Origin of the sequence: Piscibacillus halophilus (genome assembly GCF_900110685.1) — a bacterium.
GTDB lineage: Bacteria > Bacillota > Bacilli > Bacillales > Alkalibacillaceae > Piscibacillus > Piscibacillus halophilus.
Genome location: NZ_FOES01000001.1, coordinates 126,422 through 143,764 on the forward strand (window position 1 = coordinate 126,422; position 17,343 = coordinate 143,764).

Here is a 17,343-nt window from a genome sequence, read left to right on the forward strand (position 1 = left end):
CAAAATAAACTTGAAAGGGGGTGAGAACATGGAAATGGCAATCGGTGGTCTAATAATGTTTAATTCTACTTCATCTAATTTAAGCACTAGAGCGATCAATACTAAAGGACATGATTTTAAATCTATGATTAATGAAAAAATAGCGGCTGGTGAATTAAATTTGTCTTCTGACTCTGAGTTAATAACATCGTTTAGACAAGCCTTAGAATCTATCCTGGAGAAGTTAATGCAGGGTGACCAATCACTTGATCAAGACGCCAAGCAATTAATTGAATCACTGAGAGAACTCAGTCAGGTGTTAGGTGATGAACTGCCTAATGAATTGACAAACTTGGTTAGTCAAATTTCTGAAGAATTCTCAGATTATAACACCGATCAGATTTTTGAATTAGTCGGTATGGTTTTATTACAAAATATCAATCAACCCAAAACTAATAATCAATTTGACCCATCAAGATCGATTAATCAAGGTGATTTAAAACTGCTGGCTCAGATTCTTAACTTAAGTAACACATTGAATAATGGAAAATCTTCACATCAAATTCAAAACTCATTACCAAAAAATTGGTCAAACCAATGGAATGAGCTTGTATCACACATAACGAATCATAAGAGTGGTCAATTGAACCATTCAAGTACTTTATCCAATCAATTGGTTAAGGCAGTTCAAGATTTAGTGGTTCAACCAAAACAATCTGCTCATGAGTATAAATTACAAATCCCTAGAAATCCTCATCTTCAAGCAGATGGTTCTAAAGTGGTTGCAGCTAATCAAGGACACCTATCACAGCAAGAACAACTGGTTATTCATATGTCAAGACCGCAACAGTCAACCAGCACGAATTCATCACAACCCTTAATAGAACAGTTGCAAAAGATTATTCAATCTACTAGATTCAATCAAATCGGTGGTCAAAAGCAATTGTCAATTCAATTGAAACCTGCCAATTTAGGTGATATGGTAGTGAAATTTACTCAAATGGATGGTCAAATGGCGGTGAAAATCAGTGTAACCACACAAGCTGCTAAAGAAATGCTTGAAAGTAACATTCAGCAATTAAGACATATGTTTTCTCCAAATCAAGTCGTAATCGAACGACAAGTTGATTCGACTCAAACAGATGAAAACCATGCTTTCTTAAATCAAGATGATGATTCATCTAAATCTGGAGAGGGTTCAGAACAAGATGAGCAGAATCAATCAGATTCTAATGATGAACATAATGAAAAATCTTTTAAAGACTATCTATTTGAAGAGGAGGTGTAGGTTTGAAAGTTGATCCATCATTAATGTTAAGTAATCAAAACCGAGGACCAGAAACAAATTCTGATTTAGATAAAGATGCCTTTTTGAAGATTTTAATGACACAGCTTACTAATCAAGACCCACTAGACCCGATGAAAGATCAAGATTTTGTTGCTCAAATGGCATCCTTTTCACAACTAGAGCAAATGACCAATATGTCTAGTGAATTTAGTAGGTTTTTTAATGGGCAGTTAAGTCAGAATTTTTTACAGTTTTCACATTTAATTGGGAAGGAAGTAACTTATAGGGCGGTGGTCGATGACAAAGTTCAGGAACTACAAGCTACTGTCAAATCAGTAAAACGCCAAGGAGAAGACATTTTATTAACATTACAGAATGATGAAGTTATTAAAGCTGAACAAGTATATGAAATTGAGTCATCAATGAATGAAAATGAGGTGTTGTAATTGAGCCATAAAATTAATCCGTTACATCATCAAACATTACCATTACAACCTTCTACGTCAACACGCCCGAATAAGAATATAAAAACATCATCATTCAAAGATGTTTTAAATCAAGTGTCCTCAATTAAAGTCAGTAAACATGCTCAAAAGCGGTTAGATGAAAGAAATATACAAATATCGGAACAAACATGGAATGTTATTAATGAAAAAATGAATGAAGCCAAAGAGAAAGGTGTAACTGATCCTGCAGTCATCCTACAAGATGCCGTATTAATCGCAAGTGCCAAAAATAATACGATTATAACTGCAATGGATCGAAATGAAGCTGAAATTGTCACGAATGTTAATGGGACGATTGTTATTCAAGACTAAGGCTGGACCGTATGGGAGCCTAACGTGTTACGGACTGACCGAAGTAACACATAAAAACCAATATTGGGAGGAGAGATTTAAATGTTACGTTCAATGTACACAGGAATCTCAGGAATGAAAGGTTTTCAAACAAAACTTGATGTAGTATCAAACAACATCGCCAATGTTAATACATTCGGTTATAAAAAAGGACGTTTAACGTTCTCTGATCTTATGAGTCAAACGATGCAAGGTGCAACTGCTCCAGTTAATGAAGGGGGCGGCCCAGTTTTAGGTGGACGTAATCCAATGCAGGTTGGTTTAGGTTCATCCACTGGAACAATTGATAATATTCATACCCAAGGAAATCGCCAAACAACAAACCGACCTTTAGATATAGCCATCGAGGGAGACGGAATGTTTGTATTGGCTGAGAAGTCTGCAAATGGTGATACTGATGAGATTCAACTAGATCAAGACGACATTAGTTTTACGAGAGCAGGTAATTTTTATTTAGATGATGATGGTTACATCGTTAATGCTAATGGCCAATATTTAGTTGGTTCTATTGGGGAGGAAGGAGCAGAAACGGCAGGACGTATCCAAATTCCTGAGAACGCACAAGGCTTTAGTATTGGTGGAGACGGTAAAGTTAATTATGTTGATGAGGATGGTGTTGGTCACACAGCTGGACAAATCCAACTCGCCAAATTTTCCAATCCTGAAGGTTTAGAAAAGATTGGAGGAAACCAATATAAATTATCTGGTAATGAAGGGGTCGTAATTGATGGAGATGAATTCAATGACCTTAATGATCTCTATACACCAGAACGTGATGGTGTCGGTGGATTGTTCGCAGGATCTTTAGAAATGTCCAATGTGGATTTATCAGAAGAGTTTACCGAAATGATTACCTCACAGCGTGGGTTCCAAGCCAACACAAGAGTTATTACGACATCTGATGAAATTTTACAAGAACTCGTTAATCTAAAACGATAATAAGGAGGAATAGGGGCTGATTAAATTTAGCCCCTGCCCTAATTATGATTAAAATCACAAGGTTAAACGGTCAACCATTTGTATTAAATGCACTTTATATTGAGAAAATTGAATCACTACCAGATACAACGATTACGTTAGTCAATGGAAAAAAGCATTTTGTGAGAGAATCGGTGTCTGAAGTTGTAAACACGGTCAACGATTATTACCAAAAAATTGGACTCATTAACCTGACCGAGAAAGAAGGGGTAGAGGATGAGTAAACCTATAAAAATTATGTTAACAAGTCTCGTAACATTAACTTTAGTTGGAGTCATTGTAATAGTCGCCTTACTATATCTAGATTCTTCAACAAGTGAAGCGAGCGAACCATCAATTGATGATCAAGTAGAGAATTCCTTTGTAACTGAGGAAATAACAACAGATTTGTTGGATGGTTCATTTGTGAAAATAAAATTTCGAATCGTCACGGATAGCCAACAAGCGTTAAGTTATTTACAAAAAGGTGAGGGATTTCAACTCAATAATTCTATTATTAAAGTACTTACCGTAAAAGAGTCAGCTGACTTTCGTACGGGGTTAGAACAAATTGAGGAATCTATTAAATTAAAGTTAAATGAACTTTTAGATGAAGGATTAGTGACAGAGGTATATGTGATTGAAAAAGTACTACAGTAGAGTTTATAAACTCACTCCAATATGGAGGTGAATAAAGTTGTCAGAAGAAGTATTATCCCAAGGTGAAATTGATGCCTTACTATCAGCAATATCAAGTGGTGAAATGGATGCTGATGAGCTAAAAGAGGAAGAAGCAGAGAAAAAAGTTAAAGTTTATGATTTTAAGCGTGCTTTAAGGTTTTCAAAGGATCAAGTTAGAGGGCTAACGAGAATTCATGAAAATTTTGCGAGACTACTAACCACACACCTTTCAGCACAATTAAGAACTTATGTGAATATCTCTTTAGCATCAGTAGAGCAAATTCCATATGAGGAGTTTATTCGATCAGTACCCCAAAAGACCATTTTAAACATTTTTTCAGTGGCACCTTTAGAAGGTCGAATAGTGTTTGAAATTAATCCAAATATTGCGTATGCCGTCCTTGATCGAATGCTTGGTGGTAAAGGCTCAGGAATGAATAAGGTTGAGAACTTAACCGAAATTGAAACAACGATTATGAAAAGAACCTTTGAACAGTCCATGGGGCAATTAGAAGAAGCTTGGGCGTCTATGATTGATATTGAATTGATCTTAGAAGATCTAGAAGTCAATCCTCAGTTTGTTCAACTTGTTTCTCCAAATGAAACAGTTATTGTTATAACATTGAATACTACAATCGGAGATTCAAGCGGTATGATCAATATTTGTCTCCCACATATTGTACTTGAGCCAATTATTTCTAAATTATCGATGCATTACTGGATGGAAGAAAAGGTAACTGAAATAGACGAAGAACAATACGAGCGCTTAAGTCAAAACATTAAAAAAGTAGAAGTCGATGCAAAAGTATTATTAGGTGAATCTTCTATTACAATCGAAGAATTTTTAAATTTAGCAAGTGATGATGTCATTGTCTTAAATCAAAAAATACAAGAACCATTACTATTAACCACCAATGATGAACCTAAGTTTTATGTACAACCTGGAAAGAAAAATAATCACTTAGCGGTTCAAGTGATTGAAGAATATAGGGGGGAAGATGATGAGTAATGACGATATGTTATCCCAGGAAGAGATTGACGCATTGTTGAACGGTAAAAAGGAGACGAGCACCGAAGAAGTTAATAACCAAACAGAAACGAACACCCAGCCCCCAATCGAAGATATTCTGACTGCGATGGAAGTTGATGCCATCGGTGAATTAGGTAATATTTCTTTTGGGAGTTCAGCTACCGCTCTATCTACTCTATTAAATCAGAAAGTGGAAATTACAACACCAACAGTGAATTTAGTTAGCAACCAAGAGTTAATTGATGAATTTCCAACTCCGCATGTAGCAGTAGTGGTTGATTATACTTCAGGAGTTGAAGGACTTAATCTATTAATTATCAAAAGTTATGATGCAGCAGTTATTGCGGACCTTATGTTGGGTGGGGATGGTACAAATCCTAATGCTGATTTAGGCGAATTGCAACTAAGCGCTGTTCAAGAAGCTATGAATCAAATGATGGGTACAGCTGCAACTAGTTTATCCTCAGTTTTTGATCGTAAAATTGATATATCACCACCCAAAACGGTATTAATTGATGTTAAAACAGGTGAAGGAATGGATTATGTCCCAAATGACGATTATTTCGTTAAAGTTTCATTTGATTTAAAAGTAGGGAACCTAATACATTCTAGTATTATGCAGCTCATGCCTTTAGAGTTTACGAAGAAGTATGTTGAAAACTTAATTAATCTAAAAGAAGAGTTTAGTAAAGAAAATACTTACGATGAGACTAAGGAGAATCAAGAGCCTATGGTTGAAAGTAAGACAGCTGAACGTAAACCACAGTCACTTGGTTATGGTGGTTCTAATAAGGATGCTAATCCTATCGAGTCGGCAGAATTTTCGAGTTTTGAAGATACATCAAAGGTTGCACCATCTGAACACCGTAATCTTGATTTATTAATGGATATACCACTAAACGTATCAGTGGAGTTAGGACGCACGAGGAAATCGATTAGAGAGATTTTAGAATTAAATACTGGTTCCATCATAGAGCTAGATAAATTAGCAGGAGAGCCTGTTGATATTCTTATAAACAATCAGTTGATTGCTAAAGGTGAAGTTGTGGTCATCGATGAAAACTTTGGTGTTAGAGTAACAGATATCTTAAACAAATCCGACCGATTAAAAAAATTAAGATAAATACAAGGGGGATTCAAAATGGGAGAGAGAATTTTAGTTGTAGATGATGCAGCATTTATGAGAATGATGATCAAAGACATTCTTGAAAAAAATGGATTTGAAGTTGTTGGAGAAGCAGAAGATGGAGCACAAGCAGTTGAAAAATATCATGAACTAAAACCAGATTTAGTAACTTTAGATATTACAATGCCTGAAAAAGATGGTCTTGCAGCGTTAAAAGAAATTGTAAGTGATGATCCGGACGCTAAAATTATTATGTGTTCAGCGATGGGTCAACAAGCTATGGTCATTGATGCCATTCAAGCTGGAGCAAAGGATTTTATTGTTAAACCATTCCAAGCAGAACGTGTATTGGAAGCCATTAAGAAGGTTCTAAATTAGAAAAAGTTAGGTAGATATGGATGAGAACTCTTATTTCAATACTTCTTAGTATTAGCTTATTTATAATATGTGAGCAACCCATTACTTTAGAGGCATCACCAAATGATGGTAATGTATCTGATTTGTATGATGATCAAGAATCGGAAAACGATTCTACTAACCTAGTAAACAATCAGAATGAAGAAAGTTCTGATACTGCGTTTCAATCAGACAGATCATTATTTTTGGATTTTCTAAAAATGGTGTTGGCATTAATTGTTGTCTTAGCATTGATTTATTTCTTGCTTAAGTTTATACAAAAACGAAATAAACTTTATCAGCAAAGTCGTTCACTTGAAAATTTAGGTGGTCTTTCACTAGGGTCTAATAAATCGGTACAGATTATTAGAGTTGGCCAACATTATTATCTGATCGGCGTAGGAGAAGATATTCAGTTATTAAGTGAAATAAAAGATGAAGAAACGATAGATCATTTGTTAAATCAAAACAATCAGCAAGGAACTACATTTCAGGATGTTTTAAAATCGTTTCAAAAAAAGCCGACGAATCCTTATCAGCAAGATGATACGAAACAACAATTTAATCATCAACTACAATCGATGAAGCAGACTCGGGAGCGACTCCTTAAACGTTATAAAGACAGAAATGAGGGTCCTCCAAATGGATGAATTTGTGAATATATTTACAGAAAATGACCCTACAAATATTTCTACCGCAATTCAATTATTATTACTTTTAACCATTTTATCGCTAGCACCTAGTCTGTTAATATTGTTAACTTGTTTTACGAGAATTGTTATTGTATTAGGGTTTGTAAGAACATCTTTAGCAACACAACAAATGCCACCCAATCAGGTGTTAATTGCATTAGCTTTATTTTTAACATTCTTCATCATGGCTCCAACGTTTAATGAAGTATATGATGAAGCGTTAGATCCGTTGTTCAATGAGGAGATTACATTAGACGAAGCGTATGATCGAGCGAGTGTACCCTTTAAAGAGTTTATGTCTGACCATACAAGGCAAAAAGATTTAATGTTGTTTTTGAATTATTCAGGTGCAGACCGGCCAAATTCAATTGACGATATACCAATGACAGCATTAATTCCGGCATTTGCGATCAGTGAATTAAAGACTGCTTTTCAAATGGGCTTTATGATATTTGTCCCATTTTTAGTCATTGATATGGCAGTTGCCAGTGTACTTATGTCCATGGGAATGATGATGCTACCACCAGTTATGATCTCATTACCGTTTAAAATCCTATTGTTCGTAATGGTAGATGGATGGTACTTAATTACCCATTCCATTTTAGAAAGTTACTTATAGAGAGTTGGTTTAGCTATGAATGCAGATACCGTCATTTCATTAGCGGAAAATGGTGTATACACTATTTTGATCGTTGTCGGTCCATTATTGATTCTTGCGCTAGTGGTCGGGCTTTTAGTCAGTATTTTTCAAGCAACCACACAAATCCAAGAACAAACGTTAGCCTTTATTCCTAAAATCGTAGCCGTTTTTGTTGGAATAGTCTTTTTTGGACCATGGATGTTACAGCGGATGATTGAGTTTACAATTCAAGTTTTTAATAATATAACTCGAGTGGTTGGTTAATCATGATCGATGCAGTAGATTTAGCTAGACTGCCAGGAATACTCTTAATATTTGCACGTTTATCTGGATTTTTTATGATGGTTCCATTTTTCTCTTATCGCTCAATCCCTATGACTCATCGAATTGCATTCGTCGTCATGTTAACTTGGGTGATGTTCTTCTCTGTTGACATACCAGTTATGATATTTGATGGCTATTTTATCATTTTATTATTAAAAGAAGTAACCGTTGGACTGATGATTGGTTTAGTCGCTTATATAATCATTGTTGCCGTCCAAATTGCTGGTGGATTCATAGATTTTCAAATGGGATTCGCTATTGCGAATGTAGTTGATCCACAGACAGGGATTCAAAGTCCAATTTTAGGGCAATACTTTTATGTTTTTACGTTGTTATTATTAGTGACAACTAACGCGCACCATCTACTATTAGATGGAATTTATTACAGTTATCAATTTATTGGGATAACCGAATTAATTAATATTTCAGATTCATCTTTTCCTGAACTCATAATCGATATTTTCGGTCAAATGTTTTTAATTGCCTTTCAAATGGCAATCCCGATTGTTGGAATGTTATTTTTAGTGGACGTCGCATTAGGAATGATTGCTCGCACGGTACCACAAGTTAATGTTTTTGTTGTAGGCTTACCGTTAAAAATCCTTGTTAGTTTTGGCGTCTTGTTAATCTTTTTTAGCTTTTTCTTTGCATTAATAACAAATCTTTTTGACTACATGTTGGTAGCCATGCGTGATCTCATGCAAATATTAGGAGGGGCGTAATATGGAATTGTTACGCTTGGATTTACAATTTTTTAATCAAGAAAAAACAGAAAAGGCCACTCCAAAGAAAAGACAAGATTCTAGAAAAAAAGGTCAAGTAGCAAAAAGCCAAGATGTCAATACGTCGATTATGCTATTTAGTATCTTCATGTTTTTAATCGTTTTTGGATCCTATATGGGAGAGACCTTGACTGGCATGTATACATACAGCTTTACTGAATTTATTCATTGGGATCTTACAATTAAAAACTTAGAATCTGTTTTGTTTCAAATGACAATCGAAGGCGTCAAAGTTGTATTTCCTATTATGGCAGTTGCCATGGTTGCAGCTTTCTTAGCTAATTACATGCAAATAGGATTTTTGTTTACAACTGAAACATTAAAATTTGATTTGAAAAAAGTTGATCCTATCAAGGGCTTTAAAAGAATTTTTTCAGCTAGAGCTTTAGTCGAATTTTTAAAATCAATGTTTAAAATATTAGCGATTGGAGCTGTTTGTCTTGCAGTTATTTGGCTGAATAAAGATGATATTATGCTCCTATCGATGAAAAGTGTAAACGAATCTATTATATTTTTCGGAGAATTAACGATTTATATGGGAGTCGCTTCATCGTTAATTTTAATGTTTCTTTCGATACCTGATTATTTGTATCAACGATATGATCATGAAAAGAACATTAAAATGTCAAAGCAAGACGTCAAAGATGAGCACAAAAACATTGAAGGAGACCCTCTAATTAAATCCAGAATTAAAGAACGACAGCGCCAAATGGCTCAACAGCGCATGATGAGTGAAGTACCACAAGCGGATGTTGTGATCACTAACCCAACTCACTATGCAATTGCAGTGAAATACGATGAAAATCGTTCTGATGCACCGATAGTTGTGGCCAAAGGTGTTGATTATGTCGCGTATAAAATACGTGAAATTGCTAAATCAAATGAAGTTATGTTAGTGGAAAATAAATGGTTAGCACGCAGTTTGTATCAAGCAGTCGATTTAAATGAAGAAATACCAGAAGATTTTTTTCAAGCTGTAGCAGAAGTATTAGCGTACGTCTATAGCGTGCAACGTAAAGTGTGACGAAGTGAGGTAGTAGATTATGTCAGCAAGGGATTTATCCTTTTTAATAGGTGTTATATTAATTGTCATCATGCTTGTTATACCACTTCCAGGTGGTTTATTAAGCTTCTTAATCTTAATGAATATTACGTTAGCACTCGTTGTTATTTTAGTATCCATGAATACGCAAGAGCCATTGGACTTTGCTATTTTTCCTTCGTTATTACTTTTACTTACGTTATTCAGATTAGGTCTAAACGTATCGACGACTCGCTCAATACTATCTGATGCAGATGCAGGTGGCGTTGTAGATACATTTGGTAATTTTGTAACAGGAGGCGATCCGTTAGTAGGGTTTGTTATATTCTTAATATTGGTCGTCATCCAATTCATCGTTATTACAAAAGGTGCAGAACGTGTTTCAGAGGTAGCAGCTAGATTTACACTTGATGCGATGCCGGGTAAACAAATGAGTATTGATGCCGATTTAAATGCTGGATTAATAACAGAACAACAAGCTAAAGAGCGTCGAGAAAAAATTGAAAACGAAGCCGACTTCTATGGTGCAATGGATGGAGCCAGTAAGTTCGTTAAAGGGGATGCCATTGCAGGAATTGTTATTGTTCTGGTCAATATTATCTTTGGATTTATTATTGGTATGACTCAGATGGGATTATCATTTAGTGAAACCGTCAATGTGTTTACAAGGTTAACTGTAGGTGATGGTCTGGTATCCCAAATCCCAGCTCTACTTATTGCAACAGCGACAGGAATTATTGTGACACGTGTTGCGGCGGAAGGAAACCTATCCTATGATGTCACAGCTCAATTGTTCCGTTATCCTAAGTTATTGTATGTGGCAGCAGGAGCCATCTTCTTACTTGGGCTTACGCCAATCAATTTTGGATTAACAACATCCATTGCAGTTGTTTTAGGAGTAGGAGGCTATTACTTAGATGCTGCTAAACAGAAAGAAGTTGATTTGGAAGACTTTGTAGATGATGAAGAAGAAACAAAGCAAGAGTTTTCGTCACCAGAAAATGTTGTTCAATTATTGAATACCGATCCGATCGAATTTGAATTTGGTTATGCTTTAATTCCAATTGCAGATGCCAACCAAGGTGGAGATTTGCTAGATCGAATTGTGATGATTAGACGCCAGTTAGCGTTAGAGTTGGGATTGGTTATACCAGTCGTAAGAATTCGGGACAATATACAACTCAATCCAAATGAATATCAATTAAAAATTAAAGGTAATGAAGTGGCAAAAGGTGAATTGTATTTGAACCACTATTTAGCGATGAGTCCTGGGGTTGATGATGACTTGATTGATGGCATCGATACGATTGAACCTGCTTTCGGTTTGCCTGCTAAGTGGGTAAGTGAAGAAATTAAAGATGAAGCTGAACTGGCAGGTTATACAGTGGTTGACCCACCATCTGTTGTGTCAACCCATATTACTGAATTAATTAAGAAGTATGCAAGTCAATTACTAGGCAGGGAAGAAACTAAACAATTAATTGAACATTTAAAAGAAACTCATCCAACATTAGTAGAAGAAGTTACCCCAGAACCTTTATCAACTGGAGATGTTCAAAAAGTCTTGGCTAAATTGCTAAATGAACAAGTCTCTATCCGGAATTTAACTGTAATTTTTGAAACATTAGCGGATTTCGGTAAGATGACCAACGATACAGATTTATTAGCAGAATATTGTCGTCAATCTTTATCGTTACAAATTACGAAACAATATATGAACGAAGAAGGAGTTATTAAAGTTGTCACAATAGCTCCAGATATAGAAAAATTAATAGTAGATCATATACAAAAAACGGAGCACGGTAATTTCTTAAACCTAGATCCAGAGAACCAACAAAAAGTAATCGAAGCGATTAATCAAGAATGCAACAAAGCATTTATACATGATGCAACAGCTATTATATTATGTTCTCCAGCAGTTCGTATGTATGTAAAACAATTGATTTCGCGTTATCTTCCAGACGTTGTTGTTTTATCTTATAACGAATTAGAACCTGATGTAGATGTGGAAAGTTCAGGGGTGGTGAGTATGTCATGAAGGTAAAAAAATATACAGCACCTACCATGCCGGAAGCTATGAAAGTCGTTCGACATGACTTAGGTAAATCAGCTGTGATTTTAAACTCAAGAGAACAAAAAACTAAAGGTTTTTTAGGGCTTTTCAGAAGAAAATATATCGAAGTCTTTGCTGCTGTTGAACCCAATCCGGTTCCGAAGAAACTAGAAAAGCCTAAAAAAGGGCCAATAACAGAGTTTCGAGTTCAACCACCTGAAGATGATTTATTAAAAGAATTAGAAAGACTTAAACGACAATTGAATCAAACCCAGCATCATCAGGATCAGCAAAATGTATTGCCAAAGCCAATTCAATACATTTTCAATCAATTGGAGCAACAAGAAATAGATAATAAAGTAATGGAACAATTAACACCATTTTTATTAGAAAAATATTATGCTGATCGTCTAAAAGATTATTCGTCCCTATTAAATGAAACTAAACAATTTTTTGAGAATCAGCTACATAAGGAACAATCCGATTCAACTTCTCTTTGCAATGCAAAATATATTTATTTATTTGGTCCAACTGGTGTTGGTAAGACGACAACGATTGCTAAACTTGCAGCATCTCAGTCTATTACAGAGGGAAAACGTGTTGCTTTTATCACACTAGATACTTATAGAATTGCGGCTATTGATCAACTGAAGACATATGCAAAGATTCTAAACATCCCAATTAAAGTCGCATACAATCATGAAGATTTTTTAAGAGCGAAAGAATCATTTAAAGATTATGATGTTGTTTTTATTGATTCAGCTGGTAGAAACTATAGAAAAGATGAATATATGGATGAGCTTAAAGAATATGTAAACTTTCATGAAGATGAAGAAATTTATTGCGTTTTATCATTAACATCTAAACAGAAAGATTTAGAAGATATTTATTCTCGTTTTTCACAATTGAAAATTGACCGCGTTATTTTTACTAAGTTAGATGAAACAACCCAGTTTGGTTCCATTTATAATTTGTGGTATAAATATCAATTTAAAATGTCTTATTTAACACATGGACAAAGTGTCCCAGACGACATCCAAGAGGCCTCACCTGAACTAATCGTTAAATTGTTAGTAGGTGAAAAGCAATGGTAAAGGATCAAGCTTTTGAGTTAAGAAAACAAATGGGTCGTAAAGAGAGAAAGGAACAAGCCCATACTATCGCTGTTTTTAGTGGTAAAGGTGGTGTTGGTAAATCCAGTTTTGCTTTGAATTTTGGAATTTGTCTTAGCAAACAAGGAAAGAAAGTTCTTTTATTTGATTTAGATATTGGGATGGGAAACATCGATGTTTTATTAGGGATGTATCCGAAACATACCATGTCAAATTTGTTGGATGAGGGGCTAGATATTGAGGAAGTTATTGAAAATGGGCCTCATAAATTATCTTATATAGCGGCTGGATCTGGACTAACTGACTTCTTTCATCTTAATGTGGAACGGTTTGAATATTTCTTAGAACAATTAGAAAAAATCACCAAGGAATTTGATTATATCATTTTTGACCTTGGCGCTGGCATGTCGGAAGAACATATGGCCTTTATATCAGCAGCGGACGAATGCTTCGTCATTACAACAACTGAACCTACTTCAATTACTGATGCATATGCAGCCATAAAACACTTAATTTTAGAAAAACCTGAAGTTAAAGTTTCGTTAATGGTTAACCGAGTGACAGGTGAAAGTGAAGCTTTATTCGTATATGATCGACTCAATACAGTAGTTCAGAACTTTCTTTCATATCAATTAAAACTTTTGGGCAGTTTGCCAGATGACCCCATTGTTATAAAAGCAGTTAAAGAACAAATTCCGTATTATTTATTGAATGATCGTGCAAGAATTAGTAAAACTTTAGCGAAACTCGTATTAGATTACTTGAAAGCAAATCAAGATCAACCCACATTAACAGACTCAAAAGAACTATTTATTCATAAGCTTAAATCTTTATTTGTCAGAAAGGTAGATTAATTTGAACCACATACAGGTCTTAGTTGTTGATGACTCCGCATTTATGAGAAAGATGATTTCAGACATGATTAATCAATCGGATGGTATGGAGGTAGTGGATACAGCTAGAAATGGTAGACAAGCTCTAGAGAAAATAAAAACGATTAAACCTGATGTGGTGACACTTGATGTAGAAATGCCTGAGATTGATGGTTTGTCTGTTTTAAAAGAAATCATGAAAATTCATCCGATTCCTGTCATCATGTTATCCAGTTTAACTCAAAAAGGAGCAGACATCACAGTTCAAGCCATTGAAAATGGAGCAATTGACTTTATCTCGAAACCATCAGGATCTATTTCTTTAAATATAGAGGATGTTAAAGAAGAGCTAATTTCTAAAATTAATTTAGCTTCTCGTGCAAACCTTAAAACTGGTCAGTCCAATCATTTTAAGAGAGAGAACCCAAAATTAATCTATTCAAAAAGCTTGGTTGCAATTGGTGTATCCACAGGAGGACCTAAAGCTTTGCAAACTGTTCTATGTGATTTACCGCATGAATTTAAAGCACCCGTCATCATCGTTCAACATATGCCACCGAAGTTCACTTTATCATTGGCTAAACGGTTAAATAAAATTTCCAATTTGTCAGTCGTGGAAGCTCAGAGTGGCGAAATTTTAATTCCAGGGAAGGTTTATATTGCACCTGGAGGTCAACACCTAAGTGTAAAACAAGTTGGGCAAGCTTTAGTATTTGAAACGAGTCAACATGAATTTAAGAGTCATTATCGTCCTTCGATTGATTATATGTTTGAATCATTGTCTCACATTAGTGGTTATAACATCATCTCAACTATATTAACTGGTATGGGATCGGATGGAGTTAAAGGATTAAAATCTATTAAAAATTGTCAGGCGTCAAATTATGTCATAGCAGAGTCAAAAGAAACAGCTGTCATTAATGGCATGCCGAATGCGGCTATTAATCAAGTTGGAGTTGATACAGTTTTACCAATCGATCAAATAGGACAAGTCATAACAGATATTATTAGCCAGAGGGGGAGAGAGTAAATGGATACAAATGAATATTTGGATGTCTTTATTGATGAAAGTATTGAAAACTTGCAATTAGTAAATAATCGCCTTTTAGAATTAGAGGCTACACCAACTGATGTTACACATATTCAAGAGATTTTTCGGGCAGCTCATACCTTAAAGGGAATGGCAGCGACAATGGGTTTTGAAGATTTATCTAATTTGACCCATCAATTGGAGAATGTATTAGATCAATTAAGAAATGAAACATTATCCGTTACACCAAATGTATTAGACACTATGTTTGAAGCCCTTGAAGCATTAGAAACGATGGTGGATGACATTTCTAATGGTGGTGATGGAAAACAAAACAACGGACAAATTCTTCAAAGCCTCAAAGCTATTGAGGCAGGTGAAATAGAAATCGACCTCAATGAAAAAAACAACCCAAATGACCCAATACATAACCATTCATCTATGGACCTTGATGAATTTGAGCTCACGGTTGTAGAACAAGCAAATTCTCAAGGTCAAAACATATTTGAGATTAACGTTTCCCTCGATGATGAGTGTCTACTTAAAGCAGCAAGAGTTTATATGGTCTTTAACATTTTTGAGCAATATGGCAGTGTCATCAAATCGAACCCAACTGTAGAAGAATTAGAAAATGAAGAGTTCGAACAGTCATTTGATGTATTATTTGTAACAGAAGAAAACCTAGATTCGTTAAAATCTCAAATATTAAATGTTTCCGAAGTTAAAGAAGTTCAAATACAAAACGTTTCATTTAACCAATCTGAAATTAAAGACATTGCTACTTCTAGTGCGGAAGAAGTAGCAGCAACAGTTACAGTTGAAGAAACTACTGAAGAGTCCAATAATAAATCGACACCAAAGCCAGCTGCTAGTAAATCTATTCGTGTCAATATTGAGCGTTTAGATGACTTAATGAACTTATTTGAAGAATTAATTATCGACCGAGGTCATTTAGAACAATTAGCTCAAACAATTGAACATCATGATTTTAAAGAAACGGTTGAACGAATGACCCGTACATCCAGTGAATTACAAAATGTCATATTGAAAATGAGAATGGTACCGATCGATCAAGTATTTAATCGTTTTCCAAGAATGGTTCGATCGTTATCAAAAGAATTAGGAAAATCAATTGACTTAGAAGTTTTAGGTGCAGAGACAGAATTAGATCGTACGGTCATTGATGAAATTGGCGATCCACTTGTACATTTAATTCGAAACGCTATTGATCATGGGGTTGAAACACCCGAACAGAGAAAACAATTAGGGAAACCGGAAACTGGTAAGTTAATTCTAAAAGCTTATCATAGCGGAAATCATGTGTTTGTTGAAATTCAGGATGACGGTGCAGGGATTCATAAAGAGAAAGTATTAAATAAAGCCATTCAAAATCAAGTGATTTCAAAAGAAGAGACATCGAACCTTACTGACCAACAAATTTATGAATTAATTATGTCAAGTGGATTCTCAACAGCTGAGGAAATCTCGGATATTTCTGGTCGAGGCGTTGGATTAGATGTGGTAAAAAACACAATTGAATCACTAGGTGGAACTATTGAGATTGATTCTGAGTTAAATGAAGGGACAACTTTCTCTATTAAATTACCATTAACTCTATCAATTATTTCGGCTCTATTAATTCGATTAAATACTGAAACTTATGCTATTCCATTATCAACCATTATGGAAACGGCCGTTATTCAACGTAGCGACATTTATAAAGTACAAGATCGAGAAGTTATTGATTTTAGAGGACAAATCATTCCCCTAGTTAATTTAAGAGAAGTGTTTAATGTAGACGTCACTGAACAAGATCAAGATGTTACAGAATATTCGATTGTCATAGTTCGTAAAGGTAATAATCTAGCAGGGTTAATTGTTGACTCGTTTATAGGACAAAAAGAAATAGTTTTAAAGAATTTAGGAACATATTTAAAAGATGTATTCGGTATTTCTGGAGCCACTATTTTAGGAGATGGAGAGGTCGCACTTATCTTAGATACGAATGCGTTAATTAAATAGAGAGGAGATAAGGTATGGAAAACCAAAAATTTATTGTATTTAAGCTGGATCAAGAATTTTATGCTATACCTGTTCGATTAGTACAATCGATTGAACGTATTCAATCTATTACACGGGTTCCGAACACAAAGTCATTTGTAAAGGGAATCATGAACCTAAGAGGAATCATAACGCCTGTTATAGATTTACGTGAGAGATTGAAGTTAAATGCTAAAGCAGAAGATGACCATACGAGAGTTATTATTGCCCATCTCCAAGATGATTCAACAGGTTTGATAGTAGATGAAGCTAACGATGTTATAGAAATTGACGAGAGCAACATCAAACCCACTCCTGAAACATTTGATCAAGTTCAAATGGATTATATAACAGGGGTTATTAAGGATGAAGATCGACTAATCGTACTTCTAGATCTAAATCAAATTTTTAATAGTGAGTTAGTACAATTAGTTGAATAGCT

20 protein-coding genes are annotated in these 17,343 nt (G+C 34.9%); all 20 read left to right on the plus strand.

Features of this window, described 5'->3' with window-relative positions:
• Positions 1-28 precede the first annotated feature (28 nt).
• The 20 genes from BMY57_RS00665 (at position 29) to BMY57_RS00760 (ending at position 17,341) form a co-directional block, all read left to right on the plus strand.
• Positions 29-1,267 (plus strand): flagellar hook-length control protein FliK, encoded by a 1,239-nt coding sequence (locus tag BMY57_RS00665; RefSeq protein WP_091772083.1) that lies wholly within the window; start codon positions 29-31, stop codon positions 1,265-1,267.
• A 2-nt stretch (positions 1,268-1,269) separates the two neighbouring features.
• Positions 1,270-1,713 carry a flagellar hook assembly protein FlgD gene (gene flgD, locus BMY57_RS00670; RefSeq protein ID WP_256205212.1) on the plus strand — a complete coding sequence of 148 codons (444 nt, stop codon included), beginning with the start codon at positions 1,270-1,272 and terminating at the stop codon, positions 1,711-1,713.
• Positions 1,714-2,085, plus strand: coding sequence for a TIGR02530 family flagellar biosynthesis protein (locus BMY57_RS00675; RefSeq protein WP_091772084.1), 372 nt, complete (start codon positions 1,714-1,716; stop codon positions 2,083-2,085).
• A gap of 81 nt (positions 2,086-2,166) precedes the next feature.
• The gene (gene flgG / locus BMY57_RS00680) at positions 2,167-3,063 is read left to right on the plus strand and encodes a flagellar basal body rod protein FlgG (RefSeq protein WP_091772085.1); all 897 of its coding nucleotides are present in this window, start codon (positions 2,167-2,169) and stop codon (positions 3,061-3,063) included.
• Positions 3,064-3,107: 44 nt separating this feature from the next.
• A complete protein-coding gene (locus BMY57_RS00685) occupies positions 3,108-3,326 on the plus strand; it encodes a flagellar FlbD family protein (RefSeq protein ID WP_091772086.1) in 219 nt (72 codons plus the stop codon).
• Complete coding sequence (locus BMY57_RS00690) at positions 3,319-3,741, plus strand: flagellar basal body-associated FliL family protein (RefSeq protein ID WP_091772087.1); 423 nt, start codon at positions 3,319-3,321, stop codon at positions 3,739-3,741. Before BMY57_RS00685 ends, BMY57_RS00690 begins: the two co-directional genes overlap by 8 nt.
• A 37-nt stretch (positions 3,742-3,778) precedes the next feature.
• On the plus strand, positions 3,779-4,771 hold the full coding sequence (gene fliM, locus BMY57_RS00695) for a flagellar motor switch protein FliM (RefSeq protein ID WP_091772088.1): 993 nt from the start codon (positions 3,779-3,781) through the stop codon (positions 4,769-4,771).
• A complete protein-coding gene (fliY, locus tag BMY57_RS00700) occupies positions 4,764-5,915 on the plus strand; it encodes a flagellar motor switch phosphatase FliY (RefSeq protein ID WP_091772089.1) in 1,152 nt (383 codons plus the stop codon). The genes fliM and fliY overlap by 8 nt, the downstream gene beginning before the upstream one ends.
• An 18-nt stretch (positions 5,916-5,933) precedes the next feature.
• Entirely contained in the window at positions 5,934-6,296 is a 363-nt protein-coding gene (locus tag BMY57_RS00705) for a response regulator (RefSeq protein ID WP_091772090.1), read from the plus strand.
• A 20-nt stretch (positions 6,297-6,316) separates the two neighbouring features.
• Entirely contained in the window at positions 6,317-6,964 is a 648-nt protein-coding gene (locus tag BMY57_RS00710; RefSeq protein WP_091772091.1) for a flagellar biosynthetic protein FliO, read from the plus strand.
• A complete protein-coding gene (gene fliP, locus BMY57_RS00715) occupies positions 6,957-7,625 on the plus strand; it encodes a flagellar type III secretion system pore protein FliP (RefSeq protein ID WP_091772092.1) in 669 nt (222 codons plus the stop codon). Before BMY57_RS00710 ends, fliP begins: the two co-directional genes overlap by 8 nt.
• Positions 7,626-7,640: 15 nt before the next feature.
• Positions 7,641-7,910, plus strand: a complete 270-nt coding sequence (gene fliQ, locus BMY57_RS00720) for a flagellar biosynthesis protein FliQ (protein WP_091772093.1) — start codon at positions 7,641-7,643, stop codon at positions 7,908-7,910.
• A 2-nt stretch (positions 7,911-7,912) separates the two neighbouring features.
• Entirely contained in the window at positions 7,913-8,692 is a 780-nt protein-coding gene (fliR, locus tag BMY57_RS00725; RefSeq protein WP_091772094.1) for a flagellar biosynthetic protein FliR, read from the plus strand.
• 1 nt (position 8,693) lies between these two features.
• Positions 8,694-9,776, plus strand: coding sequence for a flagellar biosynthesis protein FlhB (gene flhB, locus BMY57_RS00730; protein WP_091772095.1), 1,083 nt, complete (start codon positions 8,694-8,696; stop codon positions 9,774-9,776).
• A 19-nt stretch (positions 9,777-9,795) separates the two neighbouring features.
• On the plus strand, positions 9,796-11,832 hold the full coding sequence (gene flhA, locus BMY57_RS00735; RefSeq protein ID WP_091772096.1) for a flagellar biosynthesis protein FlhA: 2,037 nt from the start codon (positions 9,796-9,798) through the stop codon (positions 11,830-11,832).
• A complete protein-coding gene (gene flhF / locus BMY57_RS00740; RefSeq protein WP_091772097.1) occupies positions 11,829-12,941 on the plus strand; it encodes a flagellar biosynthesis GTPase FlhF in 1,113 nt (370 codons plus the stop codon). The genes flhA and flhF overlap by 4 nt, the downstream gene beginning before the upstream one ends.
• Positions 12,935-13,813 (plus strand): MinD/ParA family protein, encoded by an 879-nt coding sequence (locus BMY57_RS00745; protein ID WP_091772098.1) that lies wholly within the window; start codon positions 12,935-12,937, stop codon positions 13,811-13,813. The genes flhF and BMY57_RS00745 overlap by 7 nt, the downstream gene beginning before the upstream one ends.
• 1 nt (position 13,814) lies before the next feature.
• Positions 13,815-14,861: a protein-glutamate methylesterase/protein-glutamine glutaminase gene (locus tag BMY57_RS00750; RefSeq protein WP_091772099.1), complete on the plus strand. Its 1,047-nt coding sequence runs from the start codon at positions 13,815-13,817 to the stop codon at positions 14,859-14,861.
• Positions 14,862-16,883: a chemotaxis protein CheA gene (locus BMY57_RS00755; RefSeq protein WP_091772100.1), complete on the plus strand. Its 2,022-nt coding sequence runs from the start codon at positions 14,862-14,864 to the stop codon at positions 16,881-16,883.
• A gap of 14 nt (positions 16,884-16,897) precedes the next feature.
• Positions 16,898-17,341 (plus strand): chemotaxis protein CheW, encoded by a 444-nt coding sequence (locus BMY57_RS00760; protein WP_091772101.1) that lies wholly within the window; start codon positions 16,898-16,900, stop codon positions 17,339-17,341.
• Positions 17,342-17,343 lie beyond the last annotated feature (2 nt).

What these genes read in the sequence shown, in the direction of transcription:
- BMY57_RS00665 (WP_091772083.1), top strand. Translation starts at nt 29, where the DNA reads ATGGAAATGGCAATCGGTGGTCTAATAATGTTTAATTCTACTTCATCT.
- flgG (WP_091772085.1), top strand. Translation starts at nt 2,167, where the DNA reads ATGTTACGTTCAATGTACACAGGAATCTCAGGAATGAAAGGTTTTCAA.
- BMY57_RS00685 (WP_091772086.1), top strand. Translation starts at nt 3,108, where the DNA reads ATGATTAAAATCACAAGGTTAAACGGTCAACCATTTGTATTAAATGCA.
- BMY57_RS00690 (WP_091772087.1), top strand. Translation starts at nt 3,319, where the DNA reads ATGAGTAAACCTATAAAAATTATGTTAACAAGTCTCGTAACATTAACT.
- fliY (WP_091772089.1), top strand. Translation starts at nt 4,764, where the DNA reads ATGAGTAATGACGATATGTTATCCCAGGAAGAGATTGACGCATTGTTG.
- BMY57_RS00705 (WP_091772090.1), top strand. Translation starts at nt 5,934, where the DNA reads ATGGGAGAGAGAATTTTAGTTGTAGATGATGCAGCATTTATGAGAATG.
- BMY57_RS00710 (WP_091772091.1), top strand. Translation starts at nt 6,317, where the DNA reads ATGAGAACTCTTATTTCAATACTTCTTAGTATTAGCTTATTTATAATA.
- fliP (WP_091772092.1), top strand. Translation starts at nt 6,957, where the DNA reads ATGGATGAATTTGTGAATATATTTACAGAAAATGACCCTACAAATATT.
- fliQ (WP_091772093.1), top strand. Translation starts at nt 7,641, where the DNA reads ATGAATGCAGATACCGTCATTTCATTAGCGGAAAATGGTGTATACACT.
- fliR (WP_091772094.1), top strand. Translation starts at nt 7,913, where the DNA reads ATGATCGATGCAGTAGATTTAGCTAGACTGCCAGGAATACTCTTAATA.
- flhB (WP_091772095.1), top strand. Translation starts at nt 8,694, where the DNA reads ATGGAATTGTTACGCTTGGATTTACAATTTTTTAATCAAGAAAAAACA.
- flhA (WP_091772096.1), top strand. Translation starts at nt 9,796, where the DNA reads ATGTCAGCAAGGGATTTATCCTTTTTAATAGGTGTTATATTAATTGTC.
- flhF (WP_091772097.1), top strand. Translation starts at nt 11,829, where the DNA reads ATGAAGGTAAAAAAATATACAGCACCTACCATGCCGGAAGCTATGAAA.
- BMY57_RS00745 (WP_091772098.1), top strand. Translation starts at nt 12,935, where the DNA reads ATGGTAAAGGATCAAGCTTTTGAGTTAAGAAAACAAATGGGTCGTAAA.
- BMY57_RS00755 (WP_091772100.1), top strand. Translation starts at nt 14,862, where the DNA reads ATGGATACAAATGAATATTTGGATGTCTTTATTGATGAAAGTATTGAA.
- BMY57_RS00760 (WP_091772101.1), top strand. Translation starts at nt 16,898, where the DNA reads ATGGAAAACCAAAAATTTATTGTATTTAAGCTGGATCAAGAATTTTAT.